Annotated in this window: 28 protein-coding genes and 4 pseudogenes; 11 read left to right on the top strand and 21 right to left on the bottom strand. The window is 72.2% G+C overall.

Features of this window, described 5'->3' with window-relative positions; all coding sequences use genetic code 11:
• Positions 1-5: 5 nt before the first annotated feature.
• Positions 6-1,661, bottom strand: a complete 1,656-nt coding sequence (locus ABZ807_RS14495) for a hypothetical protein (protein WP_357156709.1) — start codon at positions 1,659-1,661, stop codon at positions 6-8.
• A 60-nt stretch (positions 1,662-1,721) separates the two neighbouring features.
• Positions 1,722-2,711, bottom strand: a complete 990-nt coding sequence (gene lipA, locus ABZ807_RS14490; RefSeq protein ID WP_357156707.1) for a lipoyl synthase — start codon at positions 2,709-2,711, stop codon at positions 1,722-1,724.
• 466 nt (positions 2,712-3,177) lie between these two features.
• Between lipA and aspS the strand changes: the two genes are divergently transcribed.
• Positions 3,178-4,494, top strand: coding sequence for an aspartate--tRNA(Asn) ligase (gene aspS, locus ABZ807_RS14485; protein WP_357156705.1), 1,317 nt, complete (start codon positions 3,178-3,180; stop codon positions 4,492-4,494).
• A gap of 90 nt (positions 4,495-4,584) precedes the next feature.
• On the opposite strand, the pseudogene ABZ807_RS14480 reads toward aspS, so the two are convergent.
• Both ABZ807_RS14480 and ABZ807_RS14475 read right to left on the bottom strand, forming a co-directional pair.
• Positions 4,585-5,078: pseudogene (locus ABZ807_RS14480) on the bottom strand (TetR/AcrR family transcriptional regulator); the annotation flags it as partial.
• An 18-nt stretch (positions 5,079-5,096) separates the two neighbouring features.
• Positions 5,097-5,249: pseudogene (locus ABZ807_RS14475) on the bottom strand (DUF4166 domain-containing protein); the annotation flags it as partial.
• A 159-nt stretch (positions 5,250-5,408) separates the two neighbouring features.
• Between ABZ807_RS14475 and ABZ807_RS14470 the strand changes: the two are divergent.
• The 3 genes from ABZ807_RS14470 to ABZ807_RS14460 are packed head-to-tail and all read left to right on the top strand — an operon-like array spanning position 5,409 to position 7,020.
• Positions 5,409-6,020: a helix-turn-helix domain-containing protein gene (locus ABZ807_RS14470; RefSeq protein WP_357156703.1), complete on the top strand. Its 612-nt coding sequence runs from the start codon at positions 5,409-5,411 to the stop codon at positions 6,018-6,020.
• 9 nt (positions 6,021-6,029) lie between these two features.
• The gene (locus tag ABZ807_RS14465; protein WP_357156701.1) at positions 6,030-6,215 is read left to right on the top strand and encodes a DUF6069 family protein; all 186 of its coding nucleotides are present in this window, start codon (positions 6,030-6,032) and stop codon (positions 6,213-6,215) included.
• 46 nt (positions 6,216-6,261) lie between these two features.
• Complete coding sequence (locus tag ABZ807_RS14460; protein ID WP_357156699.1) at positions 6,262-7,020, top strand: SRPBCC domain-containing protein; 759 nt, start codon at positions 6,262-6,264, stop codon at positions 7,018-7,020.
• Between the two features lie 81 nt (positions 7,021-7,101).
• Here the strand turns inward: ABZ807_RS14460 and ABZ807_RS14455 are convergent, their stop codons facing one another.
• From ABZ807_RS14455 to ABZ807_RS14445, 3 genes are read right to left on the bottom strand one after another with little or no spacing between them, the layout of a single operon-like run.
• Positions 7,102-7,494 carry a VOC family protein gene (locus ABZ807_RS14455; protein WP_357156697.1) on the bottom strand — a complete coding sequence of 131 codons (393 nt, stop codon included), beginning with the start codon at positions 7,492-7,494 and terminating at the stop codon, positions 7,102-7,104.
• A gap of 59 nt (positions 7,495-7,553) precedes the next feature.
• On the bottom strand, positions 7,554-8,195 hold the full coding sequence (gene lipB / locus ABZ807_RS14450) for a lipoyl(octanoyl) transferase LipB (RefSeq protein ID WP_357156695.1): 642 nt from the start codon (positions 8,193-8,195) through the stop codon (positions 7,554-7,556).
• Positions 8,196-8,223: 28 nt separating this feature from the next.
• Positions 8,224-10,071 carry a DUF2079 domain-containing protein gene (locus tag ABZ807_RS14445; protein WP_357156693.1) on the bottom strand — a complete coding sequence of 616 codons (1,848 nt, stop codon included), beginning with the start codon at positions 10,069-10,071 and terminating at the stop codon, positions 8,224-8,226.
• Positions 10,072-10,258: 187 nt separating this feature from the next.
• Here ABZ807_RS14445 and ABZ807_RS14440 point away from each other — a divergent pair, with 187 nt between their 5' ends.
• Entirely contained in the window at positions 10,259-11,491 is a 1,233-nt protein-coding gene (locus ABZ807_RS14440) for a PHB depolymerase family esterase (RefSeq protein ID WP_357156691.1), read from the top strand.
• Between the two features lie 42 nt (positions 11,492-11,533).
• On the opposite strand, the gene ABZ807_RS14435 is transcribed toward ABZ807_RS14440, so the two are convergent.
• The 6 genes and pseudogenes from ABZ807_RS14435 to ABZ807_RS14410 form a co-directional block, all read right to left on the bottom strand.
• Positions 11,534-12,433 carry a TIGR01777 family oxidoreductase gene (locus ABZ807_RS14435; RefSeq protein WP_357156689.1) on the bottom strand — a complete coding sequence of 300 codons (900 nt, stop codon included), beginning with the start codon at positions 12,431-12,433 and terminating at the stop codon, positions 11,534-11,536.
• Positions 12,434-12,820: 387 nt separating this feature from the next.
• Positions 12,821-13,120, bottom strand: a complete 300-nt coding sequence (locus ABZ807_RS14430; protein WP_357156687.1) for a hypothetical protein — start codon at positions 13,118-13,120, stop codon at positions 12,821-12,823.
• Positions 13,117-14,721: an AAA family ATPase gene (locus ABZ807_RS14425; protein ID WP_357156869.1), complete on the bottom strand. Its 1,605-nt coding sequence runs from the start codon at positions 14,719-14,721 to the stop codon at positions 13,117-13,119. The genes ABZ807_RS14430 and ABZ807_RS14425 overlap by 4 nt, the downstream gene beginning before the upstream one ends.
• Before the next feature lie 64 nt (positions 14,722-14,785).
• A pseudogene (locus tag ABZ807_RS14420) lies at positions 14,786-15,025 on the bottom strand (hypothetical protein); the annotation flags it as partial.
• A complete protein-coding gene (locus tag ABZ807_RS14415) occupies positions 15,019-15,285 on the bottom strand; it encodes a hypothetical protein (RefSeq protein WP_357156686.1) in 267 nt (88 codons plus the stop codon). The pseudogene ABZ807_RS14420 and the gene ABZ807_RS14415, both read right to left, overlap by 7 nt.
• A gap of 1 nt (position 15,286) precedes the next feature.
• Entirely contained in the window at positions 15,287-15,583 is a 297-nt protein-coding gene (locus tag ABZ807_RS14410) for a hypothetical protein (protein WP_357156684.1), read from the bottom strand.
• Between the two features lie 323 nt (positions 15,584-15,906).
• On the opposite strand from ABZ807_RS14410, the gene ABZ807_RS14405 reads away from it, so the two are divergent.
• From ABZ807_RS14405 to ABZ807_RS14390, 4 genes are all read left to right on the top strand, one after another.
• Complete coding sequence (locus ABZ807_RS14405; protein ID WP_357156682.1) at positions 15,907-16,146, top strand: winged helix-turn-helix domain-containing protein; 240 nt, start codon at positions 15,907-15,909, stop codon at positions 16,144-16,146.
• Positions 16,147-16,451: 305 nt separating this feature from the next.
• On the top strand, positions 16,452-16,652 hold the full coding sequence (locus ABZ807_RS14400) for a hypothetical protein (RefSeq protein WP_357156680.1): 201 nt from the start codon (positions 16,452-16,454) through the stop codon (positions 16,650-16,652).
• Positions 16,653-16,730: 78 nt separating this feature from the next.
• Complete coding sequence (locus tag ABZ807_RS14395; protein ID WP_357156678.1) at positions 16,731-17,390, top strand: 2'-5' RNA ligase family protein; 660 nt, start codon at positions 16,731-16,733, stop codon at positions 17,388-17,390.
• A gap of 34 nt (positions 17,391-17,424) precedes the next feature.
• Positions 17,425-17,604 carry a hypothetical protein gene (locus tag ABZ807_RS14390; protein WP_357156676.1) on the top strand — a complete coding sequence of 60 codons (180 nt, stop codon included), beginning with the start codon at positions 17,425-17,427 and terminating at the stop codon, positions 17,602-17,604.
• Between the two features lie 177 nt (positions 17,605-17,781).
• Here the strand turns inward: ABZ807_RS14390 and ABZ807_RS14385 are convergent, their stop codons facing one another.
• The 5 genes from ABZ807_RS14385 to ABZ807_RS14365 are packed head-to-tail and all read right to left on the bottom strand — an operon-like array spanning position 17,782 to position 19,154.
• Positions 17,782-18,045 (bottom strand): hypothetical protein, encoded by a 264-nt coding sequence (locus ABZ807_RS14385; RefSeq protein WP_357156674.1) that lies wholly within the window; start codon positions 18,043-18,045, stop codon positions 17,782-17,784.
• Positions 18,039-18,272 (bottom strand): hypothetical protein, encoded by a 234-nt coding sequence (locus ABZ807_RS14380; protein ID WP_357156672.1) that lies wholly within the window; start codon positions 18,270-18,272, stop codon positions 18,039-18,041. The genes ABZ807_RS14385 and ABZ807_RS14380 overlap by 7 nt, the downstream gene beginning before the upstream one ends.
• Positions 18,273-18,306: 34 nt before the next feature.
• A complete protein-coding gene (locus ABZ807_RS14375; RefSeq protein WP_357156670.1) occupies positions 18,307-18,456 on the bottom strand; it encodes a hypothetical protein in 150 nt (49 codons plus the stop codon).
• Between the two features lie 19 nt (positions 18,457-18,475).
• Positions 18,476-18,895: a type II toxin-antitoxin system VapC family toxin gene (locus ABZ807_RS14370; protein WP_357156668.1), complete on the bottom strand. Its 420-nt coding sequence runs from the start codon at positions 18,893-18,895 to the stop codon at positions 18,476-18,478.
• Positions 18,885-19,154, bottom strand: a complete 270-nt coding sequence (locus ABZ807_RS14365) for a type II toxin-antitoxin system prevent-host-death family antitoxin (RefSeq protein WP_357156666.1) — start codon at positions 19,152-19,154, stop codon at positions 18,885-18,887. The genes ABZ807_RS14370 and ABZ807_RS14365 overlap by 11 nt, the downstream gene beginning before the upstream one ends.
• Positions 19,155-19,546: 392 nt before the next feature.
• On the opposite strand from ABZ807_RS14365, the pseudogene ABZ807_RS14360 reads away from it, so the two are divergent.
• Positions 19,547-19,781, top strand: a pseudogene (locus tag ABZ807_RS14360) (winged helix-turn-helix domain-containing protein).
• A gap of 19 nt (positions 19,782-19,800) precedes the next feature.
• Positions 19,801-19,971 (top strand): hypothetical protein, encoded by a 171-nt coding sequence (locus ABZ807_RS14355; protein ID WP_357156664.1) that lies wholly within the window; start codon positions 19,801-19,803, stop codon positions 19,969-19,971.
• A gap of 131 nt (positions 19,972-20,102) precedes the next feature.
• Here ABZ807_RS14355 and ABZ807_RS14350 read toward each other — a convergent pair whose 3' ends face one another.
• From ABZ807_RS14350 to sucB, 3 genes are all read right to left on the bottom strand, one after another.
• Positions 20,103-21,017 carry a TIGR03621 family F420-dependent LLM class oxidoreductase gene (locus tag ABZ807_RS14350; protein ID WP_357156662.1) on the bottom strand — a complete coding sequence of 305 codons (915 nt, stop codon included), beginning with the start codon at positions 21,015-21,017 and terminating at the stop codon, positions 20,103-20,105.
• Positions 21,018-21,235: 218 nt separating this feature from the next.
• Positions 21,236-22,573, bottom strand: a complete 1,338-nt coding sequence (locus ABZ807_RS14345; RefSeq protein WP_357156660.1) for a low temperature requirement protein A — start codon at positions 22,571-22,573, stop codon at positions 21,236-21,238.
• Positions 22,574-22,735: 162 nt separating this feature from the next.
• A complete protein-coding gene (gene sucB, locus ABZ807_RS14340) occupies positions 22,736-24,571 on the bottom strand; it encodes a 2-oxoglutarate dehydrogenase, E2 component, dihydrolipoamide succinyltransferase (protein WP_357156658.1) in 1,836 nt (611 codons plus the stop codon).
• Between the last annotated feature and the right edge of the window lie 15 nt (positions 24,572-24,586).

Below are 24,586 nucleotides of genomic sequence, written 5' to 3'. Positions count from 1 at the left end.
GTGGGTCAGGGAAGGGGGAGCCAGATGCGCCAGCCATCGATCGTGACGGGGTGCCGGTTGGCGGGCGGGGTGAGGTCGAGCCGTCGGGCGAGGGGGGAGTCGACCGGGGCGACGTACGCCGGGGCCGGCGACTCGCGGACCGCCCGGCGGTACGCGGGCAGCCGGTCGAGGCCGGGGCGCAGCGTCTCGTCGAGCACCGCGCAGACGATCTCCTCGCCAGCGGCGAAGGTGAGCCGGTTGCAGGTCCAGTATTCGCCGTACACGTGCCGGACGCCCCGTTCGCGCAGCGCCTCGACCAGCGCGCGGTGCCGTTGCGCCTCCGCCCGGTTGGCCGGGACGGTGGCCAGCGCGCCGGCGGTGGCGACCGTGGCGGTGGCGAGCAGGGCGACCAGCGTGCCGATGGCCGCGAGCCGCCGGAGGTCGACCGGGCCGCGCCGCCGCGCCGCCGTCCACAGCGGCCAGAGCAGGGCCGGCAGCGAAACGGCCAGGCAGGACAGGTAGCGGGAGCTCTCCACCGGCGTCCGCCCGGCGGCGCTGCTCACCGTGTAGGCCGCCAGGGTGCCCACCGCGCCCGCCACCAGCGCGAGCCGTACCGCCGCGCCGGCCCGCCGTGCGGCATCGCGGCCGTGTGCCGCCGGCCGTCGGCCGTCGGCGCTGGCACTGCCATGGTCGCCGGCCGGGGCGTGCGGCGGGTCCTGTCGCGCGGCGCGCAGCGCCCGCCAGGCCGACAGCCCGGCCAGCACCAGCAGCACCGGCAGGGCGGCCGCCCACCAGAGCTGCCAGGTCGCGCAGTGGCCCGGGGAGCAGAGGCCCATGCCCAGCGCAGGCCCGAGCACCAGCCCGCCGTGCACCCGGTCCGCCCAGCTCGCCGCCGCGTCCCCGCCGCCGGCCGTGACGGCCGCGGCGAGCGGGTTGCTGCCATGCGCCAGGCCGTACCCGAGCAGCGGCGCCGCGCCCAGCAGCGCGGCCCCGGCCAGCAGCGCGCCGCAGCGCCCGCGCAGGTCCCGTCCGGTGGTGGCGACGAGCACCGCGCCGAGCGCCAGCAGGTACGGCAGCAGCAGCGGGTCGACCCAGACGGTCAGCCCGGCGAGGAAACCGAACGCGGCGAACCGCCACCGCCGTCCCGCCGGCCGGCCGGCGGCCAGGTCCAGCGCCAGCAGGGCCAGGCCCACCCCGATCGGGTTCAGCTCGGGGTAGCCGCCCCCGGCGATGAGCTGGTTCTTGACGATCCGGTCCGCGCCCAGCGCCAGCAGGCCGACCACGAGCAGCGCGAACCAGCGGTCCCCGCCGAGGCGGCGGGTCAGCCGCCAGCTCAGAAGCAGCAGGAGCGCGTACAGGGCGAGCAGCGGCAGGCGCAGCGCGAGCACCGAGGGCCCGGTCAGCGCGACGAGCGGCGCGGCGAGGTACGCCTCCAGCGCACCCATGTACGCCTGCCCGTAGAAGAAGACCGGGAAGTCCTCGCCCCGGGCGATGTGCAGCGCGGCGAGCCCCATGGTCGCCTCGTCGCTGTTGGTGCGCGGAGTGTCACCGAGGAGCACCGCGAGCCGGTAACCCACTCCGGCGAGGCCGACCAGCAGGGCGAGCAGCACCGGCGGGGGCCACCGGGGCGCGCGCGGACGGTCGGCGTCGCGCGCCGCCTGGCGTACCCCGGTGGTGGTCATGCCTGTGATCATGACATCCGGGCAGGGGCCGGCGGCCGGTGACACGGCCGTCGGCCGGCCTCAGCCGGCGGTGGTGACGCCCTCGCGGGCCTCCAGGGCCTGCCGGTAGAGCCGCCCGGCCCGGTACGACGAGCGCACCAGCGGCCCGCTCATCACGCCGGCGAAGCCGATCTCCTCGGCCTCCTCGCGCAGCTCGACGAACTCCTCCGGCTTGACCCAGCGGGTCACCGGGTGGTGCCGGGGGGAGGGGCGCAGGTACTGGGTGATGGTGATCAGCTCGCAGCCCGCCTCGTGCAGGTCGCGCAGCGCCTGGGAGACCTCGGCCCGCTCCTCGCCCATGCCCAGGATCAGGTTGCTCTTGGTGACCAGGCCGTCGGCGCGGGCCTGGCGGATCACGTCCAGCGAACGCTCGTAGCGGAACGCCGGCCGGATCCGCTTGAAGATCCGCGGCACGGTCTCGACGTTGTGCGCCAGCACCTCGGGGCGCGAGCTGAACACCTCGGCGAGCTGCTCGGGGACCGCGTTGAAGTCGGGGATCAGCAGCTCGACGCCGCAGCCGGACTGCAGGGCGTGGATCTGGCGGACGGTCTCGGCATAGAGCCAGGCGCCACCGTCGGGCAGGTCGTCGCGGGCGACGCCGGTGATGGTGGCGTAACGCAGCCCCATCGCGGCGACCGACTCGGCGACCCGGCGCGGCTCGTCGGCGTCGAACTCGGCCGGCTTGCCCGTGTCGATCTGGCAGAAGTCGCAGCGCCGGGTGCACTGGTCGCCGCCGATGAGGAAGGTGGCCTCGCGGTCCTCCCAGCATTCGTAGATGTTGGGGCAGCCGGCCTCCTGGCAGACGGTGTGCAGCCCCTCGCGCGAGACCAGGCCGCGCAGCTGGGTGTACTCCGGGCCCATCTTGGCCTTGACCTTGATCCACGGCGGCTTGCGCTCGATCGGCGTCTCGGCGTTGCGGGCTTCGATCCGCAGCAGTCGCCGCCCCTCGGGTGCGGCAGTTGCGGGACGACTGGCCTGCTCGGTCGTCGGCGTGGAGTGCTCGATCGTCACGAAAACGAGACTACGCCCGACGGTGGCGGTCGATGAACCGCGGGCGACCGGCGTCACGCCGCAGACGTTGTGACACCGGACACCGGAGGCCGGAGAATGACGTCACACCCGTCCCGGGAGGGGTGCTAGCGTCTGCGGCAGAGCTGTGACGGAGCCGAGTAGGGCCCCGACCCGCCAGTGCAGAGAGCCGCCGGTTGCTGGAAGGCGGTCTGGCGCCGGGGCGCGAAGACCCTCCCGAGCTGCGGGAAGAACGGCGTGTGTGTAAGGAAGGGCCCCTTCTTGACGCTTCCGGCAGAGGAAGGCCCCTGTTGACACCCGCCCAGTAGAGCCCGCCCGGCTGGCCCCGGTGAAAAGGCGACGAACGAGGCCCCCGTTCGCGGGGGCGAAGGTGTGGTGGCACCGCGAGGTTCCCGCTCGCCCACACCTCCCGGGGATCGCGTTGCGATTGATCGAGGAGGTAACCGCCGTGCAACGCATCCTTTCCACCCAGCTCCACGCCCAGGTCGGCCGTACCGTCAAGATCGCCGGCTGGGTGCACCGCCGCCGGCTGCTCAAGTCGGTGGCCTTCCTGATCGTCCGGGACGCCGCCGGCCTGACCCAGGTGGTGGTCACCGACCCCGCCGTGCGCGCGCAGGTCGAGGCGCTCACCGAGGAGACGGTCGTCGAGGTCGTCGGCACGGTGGTCGCACAGCGCGGATCCGCCGCTCCCGAGGTCGCGACGGCCACCGCCCCCGTCGGGGTCGAGCTCACCGACCCGACGGTACGACCGCTCGGCCCGCCCGCCGTGCCGCCGCCGTTCGACCTGTACCGGCCGGCGCTCACCGCGACCCTGCCCACCCAGCTCGACCACGCGCCCACCGCGCTGCGGCACCCGACCCGCTCGGCGGCGCTGCGGATCTCGGCGGCGGCGGTGGCCGGCTTCCGGGCCACCCTCGACGCCCGCGACTTCGTGGAGATCCACACCCCGAAGGTGGTCGGTTCGTCCACCGAGAGCGGGGCGAACGTCTTCGCGCTGGACTGGTTCGGCCGGCCCGCGTACCTGGCGCAGTCGCCGCAGTTCTACAAGCAGCTGATGGTCGGCGTCTTCGAGCGGGTCTACGAGGTCGGGCCGGTGTTCCGGGCCGAGCCGCACGACACCGTCCGGCACCTGGCCCAGTACACCTCGCTCGACGTGGAACTGGGCTTCGTCGCCGACCACCGGGACGTGATGGACGTGCTGCGGGAGACCCTGGCCGGGATGCTGTCCGGCGTCGCGGGGCGGGCCGGCGGGGCGGTGGCGGTCCTCGGCCTCGACCTGCCGGAGGTGCCGGCCGAGATCCCGGCCGTGCACTTCACCGAGGCGCTGAAGATTGCCGGCGCGCCGGCCGACGAGCCGGACCTCGCTCCCGCGCACGAGCGGGCGCTGGGGGAGTGGGCGCGGCGGGAGCACGGTTCGGACTTCCTCTTCGTCACCGGGTACCCGATGGCCAAGCGGCCCTTCTACACCCATCCGGACCCGCAGCGGCCGGGGTACTCCAACGGCTTCGACCTGCTCTTCCGGGGGCTGGAACTGGTCACCGGCGGTCAGCGCCTGCATCGGTACGACGACTACCTGGCGGCGCTGGCCGCGCGCGGTGAGCCGGTCGAGCCGTACGCCGGCTACGTGGACGCGTTCCGGCACGGGATGCCGCCGCACGGCGGCTTCGCCATCGGCCTGGAACGCTTCGTCGCCCGGCTGACCGGGGCGGCCAACGTCCGCGAGGTCACCGCCTTCCCCCGCGACCTCCACCGCCTCACCCCGTAGCGGCGCCCACCGCCCGTCGACCCGGGTAGGTCGGCGGGCGTGCCGGCCGCTCTCCCGGCTGACCGGAGCCGATGTCGAACGGCCGGGGTGTCAGGGGTGGGGGCGGATTCTGGTGCGGAGGGTGCGGCGGGCGAGGGGCCCAGGTCCTCGATGACGTCGATGAGGACGGCGAGGTGGTCCAGCGCGTCGAACGCGGGGTCGACGCCTTCGAAGAGTTCCAGGCCGATGAACGCGGCGGAGATCGCGCGGGCCAGCCCGGCCGGGTCGGCGACCGGGGCGAGCGGCGAGTCGCGCAGCAGCCTGCGCAGCACTGTCTCGATCTCGGCCGTCCACAGCCGCAGCGCGGCCGCCGTCGCCTCGGAGAGCCGCGCGTCGGTCTGCGCCCCGGCGAGCAGTTGCGCCAGCACCGCCACGTTGCCCGCGGAGCGTTCCTGTTCGTGCAGCCCGCGCCCGAGGTCGAGTAGCTCGCGCAGCGAGCCCACGGTGGAGAAGCGGTCCCGGTACACGGCGACCCGGGCCGCCGTCGCGCTGCGGCACGCCTCGGCGAGCAGCTCGTCGACAGTGCCGAAGTGGTAGTCGACCAGGACCCCGCGCAACGGCACGTCGGTGCCGGTCTCCGGGAACAGCACGTGCCGCAGGGTGCCCAGCCGCAGGAACGGCGCGGTGAAGGCGGCACCGCGCCAGACGCGGTCCATCACGCCGGTGCCCACGCAGCCCAGGTCGCTGCTGCCGTCGACGCCGAAGCGACGCCGCAGCTGCGGGTGCAGCCGGTCGAAGTCGGCGCCCAGGGCGCGCTGGAAGACGGGGGTCCTCCGCGCCGCTGCCGCCGAGCGGCCCGCCGCGCCCGCCCGGGCGGCTCCACCGAAAGCATGTTTTGTCTTGACAAGAAAACTTGTCGGTGGGAGGGTGTGGGCATGTTCGACATCGCAGTGATCGAGGACCCGGCGGCGGCCGAGGCGTCGCTGGATCCGGTGCGTGCCCGGCTGCTCGCCGCGCTCGCCGAGCCGGCCTCGGCGACGATGCTCGCCGCCCGGGTCGGCCTGGCCCGGCAGAAGGTCAACTACCACCTCCGGGCGCTGGAGCAGCACGGCCTGATCGAGCTGGTCGAGGAACGCCGCAAGGGCAACGTCACCGAGCGGATCATGCGCGCCACCGCGGCGTCGTACGTGATCTCGCCGACCGCCCTCGCCGCCGTGAGGCCGGATCCGGCTCAGACGCCGGACCGACTCTCCGCGCGGTGGCTGCTGGCCATCGCCGCCCGGCTCGTCCAGGACGTCGGCGGGCTGATCACCGGCGCGGACCGGGCCGGTAAGCGGGTCGCGACCTTCGCGATCGACGCCGACGTCCGGTTCGCCTCGGCGGCCGACCGGGCCGCCTTCGCCGACGAGCTGGCGGCCGCCGTCGCCGGCCTGGTCGGCAAGTACCACGACGAGCGGGCCCCCGGCGGTCGCCAGCACCGGGTGGTCCTCGCCCTGCACCCCAGCGTCAATGCCGCGTCCGACACCACCGCATCCGAGGAGTCGTGACATGAGCGGGTGACCCGGCACGCGAGGACCATCTGGAGCGCGCTCGCCGCGACGGTGCTGGCGGCCTCGTTCATCCCGGTCTTCGTCGAACGGGCCACCGTGGACACCCGGATCATGCTCTGCCTCATCCACCTCGCGGTCGCGGTGGCGCTGCTGCCGATGCTCCGGCACCGCACGCCGGCCCGCGCCCGCTGACCCCGCTCGACGACCCACTCCGATCACCGCGCAGAGAGGCGCCACCATGGGACACCCGTTCGAACTCAGCAAGGACATCGCGCTGCCCGGCACGCCGGAGCAGGTCTGGGCGGCGCTCGCGACCGGCCCGGGCATCGACTCCTGGTTCATGGGCCGCAGCGAGGTCGAGCCCGGCGAAGGCGGCCGGACCCGGTTCGCCATGGCCGGCCACGTCGAGGAGTCGACCGTGACGGCCTGGGAGCCCGGAAAGCGGTTCGCGCACCGGACCGAGCCCGGGCCGGACGGCACCTTCATGGCCATCGAGTACCTCATCGAGGGCCGCGAGCAGGGCGGCACCGTGCTGCGGTTGGTGCAGAGCGGCGTCCTCGGCGACAACTGGGAGACCGAGTACGAGGCCATGCGGACCGGCTGGGACATGTACCTGGAGACGCTCGCGGCGTACCTGGCGCACTTCCCCGGCCGTACCGGCACTCCGGTCTCGGCGTTCCGGCCCGGGGCGGGCGACCCCGACCAGGTCTGGGCGGCGGTGGCCGGCGCGTTCGGGCTCACCGGGCCGGTCACCGGGGGCGAGCCGGCCCGGCTCGAACTGCCCGGGCTGCCGCCGGTCGTCGGGGTGGTGGACCTCGCCGGCCTGCCGACGTACTTCGGCGTACGGACCTCGGACGCGCTCTACCGCTTCATCCACTCCGGCACCGACCGCGGCAATGTCCTGGTGCTCGGGCACCACATCTTCGCCGCCGGCCCGGACCTGGCCCGCACCGAGCAGGCCTGGCAGGACTGGCTGACCCGCCTGCCGATCGGCTGATCGCAGCGCCGTCGACGCGCGGCACGGCCCATCCGGGGGCGGGTGGGTCGTCCGCCGTGCCGGCCCGGGGCCGGCCGATCGCTAGGCCGGGCCGAGCAGGTCCCAGCGGTTGCCGGCGATGTCGCGGAACACCGCGACCCGCCCGTACGGCTCGGTGCGCGGGGGCTTCACGAACTCGACACCCGCGTCGACCATCCGCCGGTGGACCGCGTCGAAGTCGTCGACCTGGAGGAAGAAGCCGACCCGGCCGGCGACCTGGTCGCCGACCGCGCCTGCCTGGCGCTCCCCGTCGGCGCGGGCCAGTAGCAGGCCGGTTCCGCCGCCGGGCGGGCGCACCACGACCCAGCGCTTGGGGCGCCCGTCGTTGGTCAGCGACGGGGAGTCCTCGACCAGGTCGAAGCCGAGCACCTCGGTGAAGAAGGCGATCGCCGGGTCGTACTCGGCGACGACCAGGGTGACGAGATCTATCCGCACCTCGACGAGGGTAGGTGGTCGCCCGGCAGTTCGGCGAGGCGGTGCCGGCAATGCTCGCGTCAGACCTCGACGAGGGTGGGCAGGCGGCGCTCGACCACCGGCAACACGTCGGCGACGGTCACCGGGCGGCCCAGCTCGGCGGTGAGCGAGGTGACCCCGGCGTCCCGGATGCCGCAGGGCACGATCCGGTCGAAGTACGTCAGGTCGCAGTCGCAGTTGATCGAGAAGCCGTGCAGGGTCACCCCACGGGCCACCCGGATGCCGATGGCGGCCACCTTGCGGGCCGGGCCGCGATCGTCCTCGGGCACCCAGACGCCGCTGCGCCCCTCGATCCGGCCGGCGGCCAGCCCGAACTCGGCGCAGACGTCGATCAGCAGCTGCTCGGTGCGGCGCACGTAGGCGACCACGTCCACCGGGTCGGGCAGGCGCAGGATCGGGTAGCCGACCAGCTGGCCCGGCCCGTGCCAGGTGATCTTGCCGCCCCGGTCCACGTCGACCACCGGGGTGCCGTCCACCGGCCGGTCCCACGGCTCGGTGCGCTTGCCGGCGGTGTAGACGCTCGGGTGCTCCAGCAGCAGCACGGTGTCGCCGCGCTCACCGGCCACCACCGACTCGTGCAGTCGGCGCTGCTCGTCCCAGGCGGCCTGGTAGTCGAGCAGGCCGGCGTGGACGGCCGTCAGGCCGGAAGTCGTCGCGGTCACCCCTTCAGCCTAGACCCGCCGCCGGCCGTCACCGAGGGTGAGCCTCGTCGCGTTCGGCGGCGGAGACCTCCCAGAGCCAGACGTCATCGACGCGCCGCGGGGGGCCGAGGAGGGCCGTCGCGGTGCGGCGCAGGGCGTCCTCGTCGAGGTCGTACTTCGCCCCGTGCACCTGGTCCGGCAGCACCACCGCCTCGACGCCCCAGTAGCGCAGGTCGGCCAGGGACAGCTGGATGCTGCCCTCGGTGACGACCGGCGCCAGGCCGGTCCGGCCGGCCTGGTCCATCAGCGAGTCGAAGGTGCGCGGCGGCGGGCCGATCCGGCCCCGGCCGGCGGGGCCGCCGGGGCCGAGGAAGAAGCCGGACGGGATGCGGAACTCGCCCTGCCGGTGGGCCAGCGCGTACGCCTGCCAGCGCTGCCCGTCCGGAGTCACGTCCAGGGTCAGCGGCAGCGGGGTGAGCACCCCGCCGGGCGAGACGTGCTGCCGCCACGTCCCGGCGGTGATGAACTCCGGCACCGGCGGTCGGGCGCTGGTCAGCAGCGGCATGGGCACCAGCGGCAGCAGCGCCACCGCGAAGCCGAGGCCCCAGGCCGCCGCCACGCCCCGCCGCCGGGGCGGGCAGGCCCGGAGCTGGTCGACCGTGTACGCCAGCAGCACGCCGATCACCGGCGCGACCACCAGCGCCAGCCGGGACGGCAGCGCGGCGTTGACCACCGGCAGGTTGTCCAGCACGCCGAACGGCAGCAGTTGCCCGGTGCGCCGCCCGTCCCACTTGGCCAGCGGCCCCCAGGACAGCACCGAGAACAGCACGGCGGTGACGCCCAGCGCGGCCAGCGTGGCCCGGCGGCCCGGGTCGGCGCGCCGCCACAGCGCCACGAAGCAGCCGGCGGCGAGCAGCAGCAGCGGGATCCCGAAGAACGAGTTCTCCTCGGTCGGGTTGGGCGCCAGCGCGGTGCCCAGTCCGGCCACGCCGGCCAGCGACCGTTGCGGGTACGCCCCGAACGCGGCGATGTCCTCGGAGTGGATCAACGGGTCGAAACCGGTGCCGTGGAAGCGCTGCGGGCCGGCGAAGTGCAGCCACAGCGGGTACGCCAGCAGCACCCCCGCCACCAGCGCGGTGACGCCCAGCCCGCGCAGGAAGGTGGGCAGCGCCGCCCGCGCCTCGGCCCGGCGGGCCGGGTGCAGCGCCCAGACGGCGAGGAAGACCGCGAGCGCCAGCGCGGTGAAGAAGAGCCCCTCGGCGGCGATGGAGAAGGCGACCGCGACCAGCACGCCGAGCACGATCCCTCCGCGCAGCCAGCGCCCGGGCCGGCGCAGCGCGAACACCCCCCAGGCGAGCAGCGGGACCAGCCAGCCGGCGGTCCAGTTCAGGTGAGCGTTGGCGTGCGAGACCATGCCGGGGGAGTAGGCGACGAACAGCGCTCCGATGCCGGCGGCCAGCCGGCTGCGGACCAGGTGCCGGGAGAGCAGCCAGTACCAGGCCAGCGCGGTGGCGACCAGGTTGAGGGTGAGGATCACCAGGAACGTCGCCGGCGGCCCGATCAGGTACGTCAGGGGGGCGAAGACCGCCGCGTAGACGGTGATCGAGGTGTTGACCGCGAGGTTCACCCCGTCCGGAGCGTTGATCAGATGGGTGTAGAGCGGGTTCTCCCCGTGGGTCAGCGCGTGCCCGCCGAAGGCGAGCAGCCACTCGAAGAGCGCCTGGTCGCTGGAGTTGACCGTGATGGCCTGGGTGTTCGGGTCGCGCCACAGGCCGCTGGTCACCCAGACGGCCAGCGCCACGGCGACCAGCGCCACCAGCAGGTCGGCCCGGCGGCCCCGGCCGGTGGCGGGCGCTGCGGGCGGCTGGCCGGCGGCCAGGGGCGGGGAGTTCGGCACGGAGCGGACGTTACCAACCGGATGTGGACACGCCGGGCCGGACACGGAACGCCGACGCGGGCCCCCGACCGCTATATCGGCGGCGGCGAATATGTGAGTGGTGGCCATGTCGCCGGCTTGAAACACGGACGTAACGTCTCGGCAACTCGGGGGTGACCCAGTTCACACGCTGCAACAGGAGGTCGCCGTGCACCGTTCCCCATCCGTCCTCGCCCGGCTCGCCGGGGCGCTGGCCGGGGCCGTCGTCGCCGCGGCCGCCCTGGTCGCGGTCGCCGTGCCCGCCCAGGCCGCCACGCTGACCCAGGTCACCGGCTTCGGCTCCAACCCCGGCAACCTCGCCATGTACGCCTACCGCCCGGACGGACTGCCCGCCAACACGCCGGCCGTGGTGCTGCTACACGGCTGCACCCAGAACGCCTCCGGCTACTTCGCCAACTCCGGCTGGCAGAAATACGCCGACCAGTGGAAGTTCGCCCTGATCGTGCCGCAGCAGTCGTCGGCCAACAACTCCAGCTCCTGCTTCAACTGGTTCGAGATCGGGGACACCACTCGCGGCCAGGGCGAGGCGCTGTCGATCAAGCAGATGGTCGACTACGCGAAGAGCACCTACGGGGTCGACCCGAGCCGCGTCTTCGTCAGCGGCCTCTCCGCTGGCGGGGCCATGAGCGCGGTCATGCTCGCCACGTACCCCGACGTCTTCGCCGCAGGCTCGGTCATCGCCGGCATCCCGTACCGCTGCGCCACCAGCACCACGAGCGCCTTCTCCTGTATGAACCCGGGCGTCGACAAGACCCCGGCGCAGTGGGGCGACCTGGTCCGCGGCGCCTACTCCGGGTACGCCGGGCCTCGGCCGAAGGTCGCGATCTGGCACGGGACCAGCGACTACACCGTGGCGGTGGCCAGCGCCACCGAATCCCGCGACCAGTGGACCAACGTGCTCGGTGTCGCGCAGACCCCGACCAGCACGGCGTCGCTGCCCGGCGGCACCAGCCTGGAGGTGTACGGCAACGACGTGGTCCGCCTCTACCGGGTCTCCGGGATGGGACACGGCACCCCGGTCGACCCGGGCTCGGCGATCGACCAGTGCGGCACCGCCACCTCGTACTTCCTGGACACCATCTGCTCGACGTACCGGGACGCGCTCTTCTTCGGCCTCGACGGCGGCGCCTCGCCCAGCCCGACCCCGACGGCGACCTCGTCCCCGACCGCCTCGCCGAGCCCGACGCCGTCGCCATCGCCGACCACCTCGCCGGTCTGCGTCACCGCCAGCAACTACGCGCACGTGGCCGCCGGCCGCGCCTACCAGTCCGGCGGCTACGCGTACGCCCTCGGCAGCAACCAGCGGATGGGCCTCTACAACACCTTCTACACCAGCACCCTCACGCAGACCGGTCCCAGCTACTTGGTCATCGGCTGCTGAACCAGCCGGTCGAGGGGCCCCGGCGTCGCCGGGGCCCCTCGCTCACCCGGTCAGACCGGCGTGCAGGGCGCTCGGGAGATCCGGATGGGTGTAGGCGAAGTCGGCCTTCGACAGGACACCGGGGAGAACTCTCGCGCTGGTCAGGGCCTCCTGGGCGAAGCCGCCCAGGGCGACCTTGAGGGCCAGGGCGGGGATCGGGATGATCGCCGGGCGATGCAGCTGGCGGGCCAGCTCCCTGGTGAACTCGGCGTTGGTGACCGGGTTCGGGCCGGCCACGTTGACCGGGCCGCCGATGTCGTCGCGGTCGAGCAGGAACGCCACCGCGTCCAGCCAGTCCCGCATCGAGATCCATGGCAGCCACTGCCGGCCGCTGCCCAGCTTCCCGGCGATGCCCAGCCTGAACGGCAGCAGCTGTGGCTTCAGCAGCCCGCCGTCGCGGTGCAGCGGCAACCCGGTCCGCAGCCGCACCACCCGCACCCCGGCGTCCTCGGCTGGCCGGGTCGCCGCCTCCCAGACCCGGCAGACGTCGGCCAGGAAACCCTCGCCGGCCGGGGAGTCCTCCTCGACCACCCGGTCGCCGGTGTTGCCGTACCAGCCGACGGCGGAGGCGTTGAGCAGCACCGCCGGCCGGTCGATGGCCGGCAGTCCGGCGACGGTGATGGCGAGGGTGGTGGTGCTGTCCACCCGGCTCGACCGGATCAGCTGCTTGTAGTCGTCGTTCCAGCGCTTGTCGCCGACGCCCGCGCCGGCCAGGTTGACCACCGCGTCCGCCTCGGCCACCACGGCCGGGTCGAGCTGCGCGGCGGACGGGTTCCACTGTCGCTCGTCGGGGGTGCGCGGCGGCCGTCGCACCAGCCGGGTGACCTGGTGCCCGTCGGCGGTGAGGCGGTCGACCAGCCGGGTGCCGAGGAAGCCGGACACGCCGGCCATGAGGATCCGCATGGTCATATCTTCCGGTACGGGGCCGGATCCGGATGCGTTCAGCCGGTTTGCGGGTCGGGCCGCCGCCGGGGACGGGCGGGCGGCCCTCGACTCGGCCACGCCGACCGGATCCAGGCGCCTCCCGTACGACCACCTGCGGGAGAAGATCCGTTTCTACGAGGGCGCAACTGGGGCGGCTACCGCGCCGTAGCTGGCCGCCTCACCACGGGCTACCGCCATACCTTGACCACCTGGTCGACCTCGTTCACGAGGCGGCTCCAACTCTCGAGACGCCGGACCGGGCCGGACCGGTCGAGCCGCGAGAGCAGTTGGCGACGGTGCTCGTCGAACCGCCCCTTGACCGTCTCGCGGCGCCGCCCGGTGACCTCGGCCGCCCGGAGAATGCAGTCACGGAGCAGTCTCCACCGCCCCGACCGCAGTCGTGATCTCGTTCAGTCTGGCCTGGTGGCCGGCGTTGTCGGCGTCCCGGTGTACCACGATCAGGTCCGTGTCGCCGTCCATCAGCTTGATGCCGTTCTCCACCCGGGATTCGACGTCCTTGCCGACCTTTGGGAGCCGCTCGAACGCGGGATGACTGAGCTTCACGTCGACGCCGCGTTCGTAGAACAGCAACTCGATGTGCTCGGCCAGCGGCTGGTCCGAACTTCCCTCGGCGATGAATAGCCCCGAGTACGTCCGATCGCTCATGCCGTGAGACCCGGCGGCAGGCGCAACCCAGCCGAAGGGGGATTGGCCAGGTAGGCCACCACGTCGGCCTCCGAGAAGGTGGGCCGCCCCGGCTGGGCACGCCAGGATTTCCGGTACGGCAGGAGCGACAGCGAACGAACCACCCCCCTGTCCGGGGTCGAACTCGGTCTGAGCTGCGCCAACAGCAGGTCGGCCGGGTCGCAGAGCTGCACGACCCCGGGCGCGTGGGTGTTGACGATGACCTGGCGGAACGGGTTCGCGTCGCCCGGCGGGTCGGTCGGGTCGACGGCGAGGTCGCGTACGAGCTGCACCATGGCGGGGAGGTTCGCGGGGTGGATTCCGTTCTCCGGCTCCTCCATGCAGATCAGCCCGGTGAACTCCGCGTCCTCCAGCAGTACGCAGAGGGCCAGGAAGCGCAGAGTGCCCTCAGACAGTGCACGCGCCGGCAGTCTGAGCCCACCCCTTTCCTGCAAGAAGAGGGTGAAGATCTCACGGGCCTCGTCGAACTCGACATCCAATGCGTCGACGTTCACACCGGCGAGGTCGGAGAGCCTGCCGGCCACCGTCGCGTACATCCGCTCCGGATCGATCGACCAGTCGGGCGCGTGCGCGACCCGGTAGAGAGTCTTGGCCAGGTGCCGACCGTTGGGAGTGAGCGATTCCGGGTCGTTCTGCTCGTCGGGTGCCCGTAGCGCCGAGGGCTCCAGAGCCAACCGCCGCCAGCTCTGCATCTCTCGCCGAGCCGCCAGGACGGTCGGGTAGTCGCTCGTGTTCATGGTGCTCAGAACGGTGCGGTTGGCGCGCTCGACGAGACGGGACCGCATCTCGCTCCGGCGCTCGCGTTCGGCGTGAACGTCCACGACGAGGCCGTCTTCCTGGCGCCTCTTGGTGGAAAGAAAGATCCTTCCACGGTCCGCCGCACTGACGACCGCATTGAGGAAAGCCGCCGATGCGGGGAAGCGCAGGCGCGCCGGGGCGTCGCCGATCTGTCGTAGATCTTCGCGAACCAAATGGAAGCGACGCAGCCCGTGTTCGCCCTTCGCGGGCTCGTAGCGAAGCGTCACCTCGTATCGGAGGCAGGTCGCAGATGGCCGCGCGCGTTCGCCCAAGTCGTCCTCGACCTCGCCCGGCACGATCATCTCCGCGGCCAGGGTCATTTCGTGTCGTTTGCCGCGGTATCCATCCCAGAAGAGATCGCGAGGGTCACTCCCGGTGTTGCCGGCGGCGCTTCGTACTCGTTGCGTGGCCTGCTGGAGGGAATCGGTGGCGAGGTACGACAGAAATTCGATGGCGTCGAAGACGTTCGACTTGCCCATTCCGTTGGCACCGGCGATGCAGGTGAAAGGCCCGAACTCGACATCGACGTCGAGCAGGTTCTTGAACCCCCGCACCTCCAGACGCGTCAGCATGGTCAGGGCGCCCGGTGCGGCGTCCTTGAAATGCGACCAGCGCAGGTCGTCGTACTTGCGCCACTGGTCATCGCAGCCCTCCGGGAAGATGCGGCGCTCCATCGGCTTGCCGGTGCGGCTCGCCTTCCTCTCTTCGAGGGTGTGGAGGTCGTCCAGGCGCTTGATGAAGAGCAGGTAGGTGATCTGCTCGATGACCTCCAGTGGGGTGTTGGGGCGAGTGTTGGGGCGAGTCCGCGTGCGATCGGCGGATAAGTGCCCAGCTGAGGAAGCGGTCGAAGAGTTGGGCCGGCACGGGAGCGTCGTGCGGGTTCAGGGTGTGCAGTTGACCGGCCGCATCGTGCAGCAGCCCACCCAGGTAGACCAGCAGCGCCACCCGGTCGTGCGCGTACTCCCGCAGGAGGGTGAGTCGCGCGGTCGCGCAGGGCCAGGGCGCGGCGCAGGCCCGGCAGAGCCAGAGTGGACGCAGCGGCAGATGCGGGCGCGGCGGGCTCACCATCGGCCGCCGTTGGCCCGCCAGGTCTGCGCCGGGGTGAGCCAGCCGACCCGGCCGACCTGCGGGTTGGCCCGAGTCACCTCGTCCCACCAGCGGCTGTTCGGCGGCGGCGCCGGGGGTTCGGTCGGGACCGGCGCGTGCCGGTCCGGGCACGTGGCCCAGCGCAGGCCGCACGAGCACCAGCGCCGTCCGCGCCGCCAGGTCCGCCGGTGTCGCGGCCCGAGCAGCACCGGCCCGTCGTTGCGCTGCCGGCCCGGCCACACCTCAGTGCCGCCCTTCGGGTACGCGGAGCTGTCGGTCGGCGCGCGCCATCAACTCGTCGACCGCCCGCTCGGACAAGCCCCGTGAGTGCAGCACCCGCCTCCCCCACCGGTGCAGGCGGCAGGGATACGGGGTGCGGTCGCTGCGGCACATCGGCCCGGCCGGCCAGGACTCGGGGGAGTGCACCACCACCGCCCGCACCGCCGTCCGCACATGTTCGCCCGTCACGTATTGAGGCATCGGCAGCTCGCCGAGCACCTTCTCCACCGCGTCGACCGGCTCGTTGACCAAGGGCTGCACGCGTACCGCCTTCCTCTCGCTGATCGGGGTTGCGGCGCCGAGGCGGATGGGGGCAGCCGTTGCGCGGCGACTGGAGCCCAGCACCCACCCCGGGCCAGCTCGATGCACCCGTCGGTGGCGACGGGCGTGATCCGGCACCCGGCCGACCTCTGGGGGTGGTCGACCGGGTGCGTCTTTCGGGACGACCAGCCGGTGGTTTGCAGACCTGGGAGCCGGTCGAGGGAAACTTTGTCAGACTAGCTTGGCAAAGTCAACGGAGTAGTTCGTACTTGTCTTGCAATGTTGCTTGTGATCAAATGGCGGGTGCAGACCAGGGAGCCCATATGCCCGCCAAACCCAAGTGGGCGCAGCTAGCGGATCTCATCCGCGAGCAGATTGCGTCCGGAGAACTCGCACCCGGCGACAAGTTGCCGTCCACCGCTCAGCTTCGGCTGGAGCACGGCGTGTCGGCCGGTGTGGTGCGCCAAGCCATCCTCGTGCTCCAGACCCAAGGGCTGGTTGAGGGTGTGCATGGCCTCGGCGTGTTCGTCGCTGAGCGCTCGACCGAGAGTGGCGAACGCTGACCGTTTGCGAGTGCAGTGCAGCGAGGCTGGCTATTGACCAGCACTTAGAGGGCATCTCATCCAGGTCTGGTCTGATACACGCTGGTTGGTGCCCTACTGGTCGCCCGCGGCGCCGCCCGCGCCGTAATCGCTTCCCATCCAGCCCGTGATCGTTGGCGGCTCAGCTGTAGTCGCCCCGGCGTGTCGACTTGCTCAGCTGCCAACGTTCCAGTCCTGGACGGGCGCCATCCTGACGCGACCATCAACCCGAAACAGACACACCATCACGTACCTGAACGGGATGCCCTTTTATAAGGGAGCAGGGCGTGGCCCCGCCGAGCAAGATCGTTAGTGAGCAGGAAGTCCTCGCCTGGTTCGTCGAGGGGCGGACCTACCGTTGGATGTCCGGCGAGTACCTCCGCAAGTACGACATCGTCATGACCGGGTCGAGCTGGAGCTACTTCCGGGAGAAGCACGGCATTACGCGCCGCCTGGTCAGGACGACGATCTCATTCCGTGGTCGGTGAAGCCTGAGCACCGCTCTGTGTACTTCCTGCTCATGCTGCGGGTGGAGGCCAGACGTCGTGCGGGCAAGAGGTTGAGCGATGATGACCAGGTCAGGCCCAGTGGGTTCAAGCGCAAGCTTGAGGACGGCGACCAGGTCGTCGACTACGACCAGGCTTCGGAGGCTGGCTTCATCCTCTCGTGCCTCGGCGTCCTGGAATCGACATGGACATTATCAGGCCAGCCTCGCGGAGTTCCCGACGCTCGACCTGATCCCGGCTGCCTGGCTTCACCTGACCGTGCAGGGGATCGGCTTTGTCGACGAGGTCACGGACGTGGAGTTCAGCAGGCTGACGGACCTGGTCCAGCGCCGGCTCGGGGCGCTGACCCCACCAACGGTGACCTTTCACCGGCCTGTCGTCCGGCCGGAGGCGGTCTACCTACCTGCTGACCCGCCCGAGCCCGTCAGAAGCTTGCGCGATGTCGTACGCCACGCCGTGGCCGAGGTTCTGGGCGACGATCGGGTCGACCAGCCGGTACGGCCTCCGGGCGAGTACCGGCCGCACGTCAGCCTGGCCTACTCGAACGCCGAGCAGGACGCGGAGCCGATCGCCAAGGCGTTGAGTGAGGTCCACGCCGAACCGGTCTCCTTGACGCTCGGCCACGTCGACCTGCTGACGTTCCACCGTGATCGGCGGATGTACGAGTGGACGAGAGCGATACCGCTTCCGATCGGGGGTGGCGGATCCACCCGCGTGTGATCCCGAGGCTAGGTTTCTGCGCGTACGGGGGCGGGTGACGGCGGAACGGCTGGTCCTGCTGGTCCTGCTGGACCGGGTGGATTGGTTCATCCTGGAGCGCCCCGTGCTGGTCTGGCCGTGCCAGACCTACTGGGTCGACTACGGCACCGAGGAGCTTTGCGTCGACCGCCGCGACGGCCGAATCACCCGTACCCCCCGCTGGGTCTGTCGCTGATCCATCGACCTCTCTCGTCGGGCGACCGGGCCCGGGGTGGTTGGGGTTGTGCGTCGCTTTGGAGCTGATGACATCAACGGATCAGGCGGACGGTGCTGACCGTCCAAGCCGGCTTCCTGGTTGGCAGTGGTTGGTTCGCAGCGCGTAGCGGCCCTGGCGGGGTGGGAATCGTGAAGGTCAGGTTCGCCGACGCGGGATGGCCCAGCCGAGGAAGCGGTCGAAGAGTTGGGCCGGCTCTGGCGCGTCGTGCGGGTTCAGGGTGTGCAGTTGACCGGCTGCGTCGTGCAGCAGCCCGCCCAGGTAGACGAGCAGCGCCACCCGGTCGTGCGCGTACTCCCGCAGGAGGGTGAGTCGCGCGGTGGCGCACGGCCGGGGCGCGGCGCAGGCCCGGCAGAGCCAGAGGGGACGTAGCGGCAGGTGCGGGCGCGGCGGGTTCACCATCGGCCGCCGTTGGCCCGCCAGGTCTGCGCCGGGGTGAGCCGACCGACCCGGCCGACCTGCGGGTTGGCCCGGGTTACCTCGTCCCACCAGCGGCTGTTCGGCGGCGGCGCGGGGGGTTCGGTCGGGACCGGCGCGTGCCGGTCCGGGCACGCCGTCCAGCGCAGGCCGCAGGAGCACCAGCGCCGTCCGCGCCGCCAGGTCTGCCTGTGTCGCGGCCCGAGCGGCACCGGCGCGTCGTTGCGCCGCCGGCCCGGCCACACCTCAGCGCCGCCCTTCGGGTACGCGGAGCTGCTGCTCGGCTTGGGCCGCCAGTTCGTCGACCGCCCGCTCGGACAGGCCCCGGGAGTGCAGCACCCGCCGCCCCCATCGGTGCAGGCGGCAGGGGTACGGGGTGCGGTCGCTGCGGCACATCGGGCCGGCTGGTCTGGCCCTAGTCTGGGCGCTTTACCGCTTGTAGCGTCACCAACTCGCCCAGCCCAGCGAAGTCGTTGGGGTTGGTGGTGTAGAGCGGCAATCCATGTGTGTGGGCGATGGAAGCGATCATGAGATCGGCGATGCGGCGACGAGTGCCGCGACCGGAGGCGAGAACCGCGGCGGCGATGAGACCGAAAGCGCGAGCTGCCTCGGCGTCGAAGGGCAGTGGATCAAACGTCGCTTCGACGTGCTGCAGGACGCTCATTCGGCGGGCTCGTTCACGAGGGTCATCAGTATGGTGCGGCCTGGCTGACAGTTCTGCGAGCGTGACGGCGCTGATGACCATCTCGTCCGGCAGGTGCTCGGGATCGAGCGCGGCGAGGTGAATGACGATGTTGGTGTCGATCAGGCCGCGCAGGGGGAGGTCACCACTCACGGTCGAACAGATCCTGCTCGATGGCACTGTCGATGTCGGCTCGGAACGTGGACGCATCGAGCACAGGGGAGGTGGCGAAAGCGGCCATCACCTCCGCCCGCGGTGCGAACGTGCGCCGTCGGATCGGGATCAGTCGACCGATCGGAGTGCCGTTTCGCGTGATCGTGAACGACTCGCCGCGCTCAACACCACGCATGATGGTGCCGGAGTCGTTGCGAAGCTCGCGCTGTGTGATCTCACGAGAAGCATGCTCAGCCACGCCGCCAGTCTAGAATGGGCAGCTCGCCGAGCACCTCTTCCACCGCGTCGACGGGCTGGTTGACCAGGGGCTGCACGCGTACCGCCTCCGCTCGCTGATCGGGGTTGCGGCGCCGAGGCTGGCGGGGACAGCCGTTGCGCGGCGGCCGGAGCCTGGCACCCACCCCGGGCCAGCTCGATGCACCCGTCTGTGGCGACGGGCGTGATCCGGCCCCCGGCCGACCTCCGGGGGTGGTCGACCGGGTGCGTCTTTCGGGACGACCAGCCCGTGGTTTGCAGACCTGGCAGCCGGTCATTGAGGGCTTTGCATGACAAGGTGTGCAGGTAAGGTGTGACTAATGCTTATTTGTTGTGGCTAGTGGTTCATGGTCGAATGGCGGTGCGGACTTGGGAGTGTGGATGCCCGCCAAGGCAAAATGGGCGCAGCTTGCCGACCACATCCGTGGGCGAATCGAGTCCGTTGAGCTTGCGCCGGGAGAGAAGCTGCCGTCGACCGCGCAGCTCAAGGAGGAGCACGGCCTGTCGCAGTCCGTCGTGCGACAGGCGATCCTGCGTCCAGCAGATGCAGGGCTGGGTCGAAGGCGTGCACGGTGTCGGCGTGCTCGTCGCCGAGCGGCCCACGGACTGACGGCACCGTGTTGCACCGGGTGACAGCGGAGCGGCTCGTCCTGCTCAACCGGGTCGAGTGGTTCCACCTCGACCGTCCGGTGCTGGTCTGGCTCGGCCAGACCTACTGGGTCGACCGGAACGCCGACGAACTCTGCGTCGACCGCGGCGATGGCCGGATCACCCGCACCCCGGGCTACGTCTGCCGCTGATTCCGCATGGTGTCCAGGACTGGCCGAGCCTGAATCGTTTACGTCATCAGCTCCAAAGCGTCCCCATGAGAGGGTCGCTTCCCGGCCGGGGCCGGCCCGCTGCCGAGCCCCCGGGGCGGCAGCGCAGCAGCTCAGGCCAGCCGGGCGAGCACCGGAGCCAGCGGCTCCAGCGCGTCCTTGCGTACCACGAAGCGGGTGACGCCCCAGCGGCGCTGGTGTTCCGCGACCGCCGCGACGATCTCGTCGGAGGTGCCGATCAGCACGAACGGCGTGGCCAGCAGCTCGGCGACGGTCAGGCCGACATCGCGCGCGTGCTGCGCTGCGGCGGCCTCGGCGTCGTCGGTGACCACCACCCGCTGCACCAGCGCCTCCAGCGCGGGCGGGTCGTCCCGGCCGGCCGCGCCGGCGGCGACGTGGGCCAGCTGCGCCTCGATCTGGTCGGTCCGCCAGCGTGCGTCGTGGGCGTGGCCGTCTTCCCGGGTACGCCCGAAGCCGGTCAGTCCCACCACGTCGGCGTGCGCGCCGGCCCAGCGCAGCAGCGTGGAATTGGCGGTGCCCATGGTCAGCGGGATGCGGGCCTGCACCGGGCGGGGCGCGGTCAGCCGCGCGCCCCGGATTGCCAGCTCGGGGGAGTCCACGGTGACCTCCTCGCCGTCGAGCAGGGCGCGGACCGCCTCGGTGACGGCGATGCAGCGCCGCACCCGGCCGGCGACGTCCGGGCGTTCCCGGCCGACGGCGCGCCATTCGGCCGGGGTGTGGCCGGCGCCGACGCCCAGCCGGGCCCGCCCGCCGGAGATCAGGTCGAGGGTGGCCACGTCGGTGGCGAGCAGCATCGGCTCGCGGACGCCGAGGTTCGACACGTTCGAGCCGAGCCCGATCGTCGTGGTCACGGACGCGGCGGCGGCCAGCGCGACGAACGGGTTCGTGCAGGAGCCGGGGTGATCGGGGGCGAGTAGCGCGTCGAAGCCGGCGGCCTCGGCGCGGCGGGCCAGGTCGAGCCAGCTCGCCGCGTCGGTCGGGGTGGCCTGGAGGGAGAAGATGGTCACCGGGCCAGCCTGCGCCGCCGGGGGCCCCGCTGGCCAGCCCGGACGGGCCGATTCTGCTGACCGGCGAATCCTCAGTCGGGCAGCGGCACGCCGAGCAGCTCCTCGGTCGTCCCGCCGCGCACCGCGTTCAGTGCGGCCACCATGGGTCCCATGCTGTCCCGCGCCTCCATGCCCTCGGCGGTCTCCTTGCCGGGTGCACCGCGACGCTGCCGGGGAGTCTACGTCCTCTCGTCGTCGGTGTCGGGCTCGTCCTCGTGCCAGCGGGCCCGCCAGGCGGCTTCCTGGGCCTCGTGGTTGACCCGCTCGTCGTGCACGGCCCGGCGCAGGGCATGCCGCGCGTCCGTGAACACCACCACCTCGACGGCGATCAGCCCGACGCAGATGGCGGTCAGCAGCGCGAGGGCACCTAACGCCGACAGGCGCTGTGCGACCGGCATGGCGGCGGTCAGCACCACCAACACCCCGACCCGGGTCCAGGTGAGGGTGTGCAGGGTCCGCAGCTGGAACAGCATGTTGGTGGCCAGATAGCAGATGACTCCGCCGAAGAGCAACGGCACGGCGGGACCGAACGACTTCTCGGCCAGCCCGCCCGCCGGCTCGGTGACCTCGCTGACGAGGTTCTCGCTGCCGAGGGCGAACAGGATCACCCCGGCGATCATCGGCAGGTACAGGTACGCGTAGGCGTCCCGGGCCATGGTCCTGCGCGCCCGGCCGGTGGCCGCGTGCAGCGCGATCCTGGCGGCCGGGCCGATCAGGTCGAAGTGGGCCCACCACAGGGCGGCGGTGAACACGATGCCCAGGGTGGCCGCCGCGACGCCGGGCCAGGTGACCGGCTTGCCGAGGAGGTTGCCGCCGACGCCGACCGAGATGATGGACTCGCCCAACGCGATGATCAGGATGAGGTCGTAGCGTTCGGTCCAGTGCTCGGCCGAGGTCACCGCCCAACCCCAGGCGCCCGCCACCAGCCCGGTGCCGTACTGGACCAGCACCACTGCGATCCACAGCAGGTCGCGGACGAACGCGGCCCGGCCCGGGTCGGCAATGGCCGCCGGGACCAACGCCGCGACCAGCAGCAGCAGGGTGCTGGCCAGCAGCTCCGGCAGGAATCGTTTCAGGTGCCCACGGTCGGTCGGGTTGTCCCGCACCCCACGCACGAAAAGGACCAGGTGCACCGCCCGGACGGCCACGTAGCTGCCCGCCACCACCAGCGGGCCGGCGAACCCCTCCTGGCGATCGCCGAAGGCGGTCGGCAGGGCCAGCGCGAAGGCGAACAGGGAGGCCATCGCGGCGACCATCAGCACCGGGACGTAACCCTCACCGAGCCGAATCCGGGTGGCGGCCATGCTGTGGATCACCCAGCACCACCAGAGCACGGCTAGCACCAGCATGGCGTGCAGCAGTTGCTTGCCGCTGATCTCGGCGGCGGTCGCCCGGATGATGATGAAGAACGACACGACGAAGACCAGGTCGAAGAAGATCTCGAACTTGTCGACCCGGGCGCCTGGCGCGATGGCGACGGCCGGTCCCAGGCGCCCCCGCCGCTGCCTGTCGCTCACCCGTCAACTCTCGCAGCGTCCGGCGCGCCCGGGGCCGATTCGGCGTAGTCCGTCGCCAGGCCCCGGCGTTCCCCGACCGTCCTCGGCCTGCCGGGCGGCCGTCCCCGCAACGGCGAAGGGCGCCCCGGTCGGTCAGACCGGGACGCCCTTCGGTGAGGGTGTTTACAGACCCAGCTCGGCCTCGAAGTTGCCGCCCTCCAGCCGCTCCTTGACCGCGACCAGGAAGCGGGCCGCGTCGGCGCCGTCGATCAGCCGGTGGTCGTAGGAGAGGGCCAGGTAGACCATCGAGCGGACCGCGATGACCTCGCCCAGCTCCGGGTCGTTGACCACGACCGGGCGCTTGACCACGGCACCGGTGCCGAGCATCGCCGACTGCGGCGACGGCACGATCGGGGTGTCGAAGAGCGCGCCCCGGCTGCCGGTGTTGGTCAGCGTGAAGGTCGCGCCGGCCAGCTCGTCCGGGCTGATCTTGTTGGCCCGGGTGCGCTCGGCCAGGTCGGCGATCCGCTTGGCGAGACCGCCGAGGTTGAGGTCACCGGCGTTGTGCACGACCGGCACCATCAGGCCGCGTTCGGCGTCCACCGCGATGCCCAGGTGCTCGGCCTCCGGGTAGGTGATCGTCCCGGCGCCCAGGTCCATGCTGGCGTTGACGACCGGGTAGGTCTGCAGCGCCTCGATGGCCGCCAGGGCGAAGAACGGCAGGAACGACAGCTTGACGCCGTGCCGCTGCTGGAACGACTCCTTGGCCTGCACCCGCAGCTTGGCGATCTTGGTGACGTCCACCTCGATCACCGTGGTCAGCTGCGCCATCTCGTGCAGCGACTGCTGCATCCGCTTGGCGATGGTCGCCCGGATCCGGGGCAGCTTCTCGGTGGTGCCGCGCTTCGCGCTCGGCTGCGGCCGGGCGGCGGCCGGCTTGGCCGGGGCCGCCGCGGCGGCGGCGGGCTGCGCCGGAGCCGGCGCGGCCTTGGCCGCCTTGGCCTTCTCCGCCGCCTCCAGCACGTCCTGCTTGCGGATCCGGCCACCGACGCCGGTGCCGTTGACCGAGGAGAGGTCGACGCCGTGCTCGCTGGCCAGCTTGCGCACCAGCGGGGTCACGTAACCGGCGGCCTCCTCGCCGCCACCCTGGGCGGGGGCGGACGGACGCCGCGGCGGCGCGCTCGGCCCGCCCGGTTGGGCGGCCTGCTCGGCCTTCGCCGGCTGGGCGGCGATCTCCGCCTCGGCCGCCGGCTCGTTGTACGACAGGCCCGGGGTCGGCTCCTCGACCACGGGCTCCGGCTTGGCCTCGGCCTTCGGCTCCGGCTCGGGCTTGGCCTCCGCCCTGGGCTCGGGCTTCGGCTCCGGCTTTGCCGCGGCCGGGGCGGCCCCGGCCGCGCCGATGATCGCCAGGTCGGCGCCGACCTCGGCGGTCTCGTCCTCGGCCACCTTGATCTCCAGCACCGTGCCGGCGACCGGGGACGGGATCTCCGTGTCGACCTTGTCGGTGGAGACCTCCAGCAGCGGCTCGTCCACCTCGACGGTCTCGCCGACCTGCTTGAGCCAGCGGGTGACCGTACCCTCGGTGACGCTCTCGCCCAGGGCCGGCATCTTCACCGGGGTGCCCTCGCCCGACGGCGCCGGGGCGGCCTGGGCCGGCGGCTGCTGCGGGGCGGGCTGCTCCTGCTCGGGCTCCGGGCCCGGGCCCGCCGCGGCGGCCGTCGGCTCGGCGGCCGGCGCGGCCGCCTGCTGCGGGGCGGCCCCGCCGCCACCGGCCTGCTCGCCCTCACCGGCGATGACGGCCAGCTCGCTGCCCACCTCGGCGGTCTCGTCCTCGCCGACCACGATCCGGCTCAGCACGCCCGCCGCGGGCGACGGGATCTCGGTGTCCACCTTGTCGGTGGACACCTCAAGCAGCGGCTCGTCGACCTCGACGGTGTCGCCCTCCTGCTTGAGCCAGCGCGTGACGGTGCCCTCGGTGACGCTCTCGCCGAGCCGGGGCATGGTGACCGATACCGGCATGTTCTCCAGACTCCT

This window comes from Micromonospora sp. NPDC047548 (assembly GCF_040642975.1).
In the GTDB taxonomy this organism is placed as follows: Bacteria; Actinomycetota; Actinomycetes; order Mycobacteriales; family Micromonosporaceae; genus Micromonospora.
This window is presented reverse-complemented; position numbering and strand designations above follow the sequence as displayed.

Excerpts from the sequence above, each read along its gene's own strand:
- ABZ807_RS14495 (WP_357156709.1), bottom strand. The coding sequence starts at position 1,661 with ATGACCACCACCGGGGTACGCCAGGCGGCGCGCGACGCCGACCGTCCG.
- ABZ807_RS14470 (WP_357156703.1), top strand. The coding sequence starts at position 5,409 with ATGTTCGACATCGCAGTGATCGAGGACCCGGCGGCGGCCGAGGCGTCG.
- ABZ807_RS14460 (WP_357156699.1), top strand. The coding sequence starts at position 6,262 with ATGGGACACCCGTTCGAACTCAGCAAGGACATCGCGCTGCCCGGCACG.
- ABZ807_RS14435 (WP_357156689.1), bottom strand. The coding sequence starts at position 12,433 with ATGCGGATCCTCATGGCCGGCGTGTCCGGCTTCCTCGGCACCCGGCTG.
- ABZ807_RS14430 (WP_357156687.1), bottom strand. The coding sequence starts at position 13,120 with ATGAGCGATCGGACGTACTCGGGGCTATTCATCGCCGAGGGAAGTTCG.
- ABZ807_RS14405 (WP_357156682.1), top strand. The coding sequence starts at position 15,907 with ATGCCCGCCAAACCCAAGTGGGCGCAGCTAGCGGATCTCATCCGCGAG.
- ABZ807_RS14395 (WP_357156678.1), top strand. The coding sequence starts at position 16,731 with ATGATGACCAGGTCAGGCCCAGTGGGTTCAAGCGCAAGCTTGAGGACG.
- ABZ807_RS14385 (WP_357156674.1), bottom strand. The coding sequence starts at position 18,045 with ATGGTGAACCCGCCGCGCCCGCACCTGCCGCTACGTCCCCTCTGGCTC.
- ABZ807_RS14375 (WP_357156670.1), bottom strand. The coding sequence starts at position 18,456 with ATGTGCCGCAGCGACCGCACCCCGTACCCCTGCCGCCTGCACCGATGG.
- sucB (WP_357156658.1), bottom strand. The coding sequence starts at position 24,571 with ATGCCGGTATCGGTCACCATGCCCCGGCTCGGCGAGAGCGTCACCGAG.